Origin of the sequence: Pseudomonas sp. SWRI99, from assembly GCF_014270125.1 — a bacterium.
Taxonomy (GTDB): Bacteria; Pseudomonadota; Gammaproteobacteria; order Pseudomonadales; family Pseudomonadaceae; genus Aquipseudomonas; species Aquipseudomonas hamedanensis.
Map to the genome: position 1 here is coordinate 1 of NZ_JABWQR010000063.1, position 3,997 is coordinate 3,997.

General features: G+C 62.9%; 6 protein-coding genes. All 6 read left to right on the top strand.

Translation table 11 applies throughout. The features are described 5' to 3' along the window. On the top strand, positions 1–182 hold a 182-nt coding region (locus tag HU743_RS27305; RefSeq protein WP_238351797.1), incomplete at its 5' end, for a hypothetical protein. Positions 183–214: 32 nt separating this feature from the next. Then, on the top strand, positions 215–715 hold the full coding sequence (ureE, locus tag HU743_RS26975; protein WP_008087160.1) for an urease accessory protein UreE: 501 nt from the start codon (positions 215–217) through the stop codon (positions 713–715). Further along, positions 712–1,386, top strand: coding sequence for an urease accessory protein UreF (locus HU743_RS26980; protein ID WP_186652393.1), 675 nt, complete (start codon positions 712–714; stop codon positions 1,384–1,386). Before ureE ends, HU743_RS26980 begins: the two co-directional genes overlap by 4 nt. Before the next feature lie 22 nt (positions 1,387–1,408). After that, complete coding sequence (ureG, locus tag HU743_RS26985) at positions 1,409–2,023, top strand: urease accessory protein UreG (RefSeq protein ID WP_186547587.1); 615 nt, start codon at positions 1,409–1,411, stop codon at positions 2,021–2,023. 28 nt (positions 2,024–2,051) lie between these two features. Next, entirely contained in the window at positions 2,052–2,624 is a 573-nt protein-coding gene (locus HU743_RS26990; protein ID WP_186652395.1) for a HupE/UreJ family protein, read from the top strand. Positions 2,625–2,807: 183 nt separating this feature from the next. Continuing rightward, positions 2,808–3,941 carry an AGE family epimerase/isomerase gene (locus HU743_RS26995; protein ID WP_186652397.1) on the top strand — a complete coding sequence of 378 codons (1,134 nt, stop codon included), beginning with the start codon at positions 2,808–2,810 and terminating at the stop codon, positions 3,939–3,941. Positions 3,942–3,997 lie beyond the last annotated feature (56 nt).

Sequence of the window (3,997 nt, forward strand, 5' to 3'; positions counted from 1 at the left end):
GACCGACCGCTATCGCGAGCAGGCTCACTCCTACAAGGGTGCAGCGTCACGGCCTCTATTTGGTGCATGACATATTCTTCACGCACCAAAACCTTTCAGAATTCTCCCGCCTGTTGAAAGATCAAGCGCACGCCGACAGCCATTTCCTACGTCCCGTCGGATTGGCGCGGCCCTTGCTCTAGCCTGAGCATTGTCCATTGCCGGAAGCTTCCCGATGCTGGTGATTCACCGCAGAATCGACCCTCAACCCGTCTGGGCCGCCGAATTGCACCTGACCTTCGAGGCGCGCAGCAAAAGCCGTTTGCGCTGTTTCAGTGCCGAGGGCGAAGACGTCGGGTTGTTTTTGGAGCGCGGCCAGCCGCCGCTGTATGACGGCGAGTGCCTGCAGGCCGAAGACGGCCGCATCGTCCGCGTCTGCGCGCGCCCTGAACAACTGTTGCACGTGACCTGCGCCAACGCGTTTGAACTGACTCGCGCGGCGTACCACCTGGGCAACCGTCACGTTGCCCTGCAAGTCGGTGACGGCTGGCTGCGGCTGCTCGACGATTACGTACTCAAGGCAATGCTTGAACAGCTCGGTGCGCAGGTCGAAGCCATCGAGGCGCCCTTCCAGCCGGAGCACGGCGCCTATGGGGGCGGCCATCATCATTCACGCCACGGCGACGAAGATTTCAATTACGCGCCGAAACTCCACCAGTTCGGCGTGCGCCTGTGAATCCGGCCTGGGCGCTGCTGCGTCTGGCCAGTCCACAGCTGCCGATTGGCGGCTACAGCTATTCCCAAGGTCTGGAAATGGCGGTGGATAACGGCCGGGTGAACAACCCGGACAGCGCCCGACGCTGGATCGGCGATCAACTGCTGCTGAATCTCGCGCGCTTCGAAGCACCGTTATTGCTGGCGCATTGTCAGGCGGCGGCGGACGAAGACTGGGCCGAACTGCGGCAACTCTGCGAGAGCCACCGTGCCAGCCGCGAAACCCGCGAATTGCATCTGGAGAGCCGCCAGATGGGCTATTCGTTGCAGCAACTGCTCAACGGTTTGCCGGAACTCGACGCGCCCGCCCGCGACTTTCTCGAACAGACCTGCGAACCGCATCTGGCCCTGTGCTGGGCCTTGGCCGCGCGCGCCTGGGGTATCAGCCCACAGGACGCTCTCGCCGCATGGCTGTGGAGCTGGCTGGAAAACCAGCTCGCCGTGCTGATGAAAACCCTGCCACTGGGCCAGCAAGCCGCTCAGCGCCTGACCAGCGAACTGCTGCCGCTGTTGCAACAGGCGCAGCAGGGCGCCACCCGAATCAATCCCGAACACATCGGCAGCGCCGCTTTCGGCCTGTCGCTGGCGTGCATGGCCCATGAGCGCCAGTACAGCCGGCTCTTCCGCTCTTAGGCCCTTTATTTTGGAGAATAAAATGCACACCCAACCTCTGCGCGTCGGCATCGGCGGCCCGGTCGGTTCCGGCAAGACCGCATTAACCCTGGCTTTGTGCCTGGCACTGCGCGAGCGCTACAACCTTGCCGTGGTCACCAACGACATCTACACCCGCGAGGACGCCGACTTTCTGGTGCGCAACGAAGCCCTCGCGCCCGAGCGCATCATCGGCGTGGAAACCGGCGGCTGCCCGCACACGGCGATCCGCGAAGACGCCTCAATCAACCTCGAAGCGGTCGATCAACTGAACCGACGTTTTCCGGGGCTGGATCTGATTTTGGTGGAGTCGGGCGGTGACAATCTCTCGGCGACCTTCAGCCCGGAGTTGTCCGACCTGACCATTTATGTGATCGACGTTTCCGCCGGCGACAAGCTGCCGCGCAAGGGCGGGCCGGGCATCTGCAAATCCGACTTGCTGGTGATCAACAAGATCGACCTCGCGCCACTGGTGGGCGCCTCGCTGGAAATGATGGACAGCGACACCCGGCGCATGCGCAACGGCAAGCCGTTCGTGTTCAGCAACCAGAAAACCGGTCAGGGCCTGGACGAGATCATTGCCTTCATCGAACGCCAGGGTCTGCTGACAGCGGCCTGATTTCAGTTATCAACAAGGAAGCGTAGCCATGACACTCAAACACCTTCTTGGCGCTGCGGCGCTGCTGCTGACACCGGCGCTGGCCTTTGCTCATCCGGGGCATGGCGACAGCGGCCTCCTCGCGGGCATCGGCCACCCGATCGGCGGGCTCGACCATTTGCTGGCAATGCTGGCCGTCGGTTTATGGGCGGCGCAGCAACAAGGCGCGGCGCGCTGGGCGCTGCCGTGCACTTTTGTCGGCACCATGCTGCTGGGCGGTTTGCTCGGTTTTGAAGGGCTTGAGTTGCCGGCGCTGGAGAGCGGGATCGCCGCTTCGGTATTGGCGCTGGGCCTGGCCGTGGCACTGGCGGTGCGTCCGCCGCTGGTGATGGCAGTGGCAGCGACGGCGCTGTTTGCACTGTTCCATGGCGTGGCGCACGGGCTGGAGTTGCCGCAGATGAGCAATCCGTGGGCGTATGCGGCCGGGTTTGTTGTGGCGACGGCGGTGTTGCATGCGCTGGGTTATGGCGTAGTGCGTGTTCTGCCCGTGGCCGCTGCACCGCTGGTGCGGTTGGCGGGTGCAGCTTCGGCGGCGACCGGCGTCTGGTTGTTGGCAGGATGATTTTTTAGCGCCTGCACTGGCCTCTTCGCGAGCAGGCTCGCTCCCACAGTGGATTTGTGGCGTATACAAAACCTGTGGGAGCGAGCCTGCTCGCGAAGGCGGTCTGACAGACACCGCGTCTCATCAGGCTGCCGCTCTGCTACCATGTCGCGCAATCGCCCCAGCCCGTGACGACGCCCGCCCATGCCCCACGCTTGCCGCTCCACCACCCAGCCCGAATTGACCGCCCTGTTCGGCGATGTGCAACAGCACTTCCTCAACGTGATCGTGCCGCTGTGGCAAGGCCCGGGCTGGAACGCCGACATGGCGCTACCGTACGAGGCACTGGACGCCACGCACCAACCATTGCCAGCGCAACGCTACCGGGCGATGGCCTGTGCGCGGCAGTTGTATCTGTTTTCCAGTCTGATCGGGGTTGTGAATAACGCTGAAGTCCGTGCGGCGGCGTTGTTCCGGTCCTTGCAACGGCACTTCCACGATGCCGAGCACGGTGGCTGGTTCTACAGCATCGATGCCCAAGGCAAACCGTTGGACGCGCGCAAAGATCTCTATACCCACGCTTTCATCCTGTTTGCCTGCGCGCATTTCTGGCAGAAGTCCGGCGATCCGCTGGTCGAGTCGACGTTGAACGCCGCCCTTGAAATCATCGGTCGACGCTTCGCTACCGGCGATGGCCTGTACGAAGCATGCCTTGAGCGCGACTGGATCACCCTGCAGACCGGCCCGCTGCAAAACCCGTTGATGCACCTGGCCGAAGCCTTTCTGGCGACCCTCGCCGTGCGTGAAGACCCGCAGACGCAAAAGGCGCTGCTTGAGTTATGCACAGCCATGCACAAGCATTTTGTCGATCCGCAATATGGCGTGCTGATGGAGAAGCCGCTGGGCGCTGTGGATAACTGGTACGAGCCGGGGCATCAGTTCGAGTGGTATTTCCTGCTGCAATCGTCGGCGCTGTTGCGTGGCTCCAAGCTGCATGGTGCGCTGGATCGAGCGTTTGCCTTTACCGAGCAGTATGGCGTGCTGCAATCGTGCGGCGCGGTGCGGGCGACGCTCGATCTGGAAGGTAATGGACGGCCGAGGGACTCGACGCAGCGGATCTGGGCCCAAGCCGAATACCTGCGCGCGCTGACGTTGCGCGCTGGCAGCGAAGCGGTGGTGTTGCGCCAGTTGCAGGCGTTGCGGCAGCGGTTTCTGCATGCTGGCGGGTGGCATGAATGCCGGGATGAAAACGGCGAGGTCAGTCGCAAGGACATGCCTTCGACCACGCCTTATCACTTGGCGACTTGCTACAGCGGACTGGCTGAATATCTGCGCTAACCTGATGGCAAAAGGGATTTACTGTGGCGAGGGGATTTATCCCCGCTGGGGCGCGC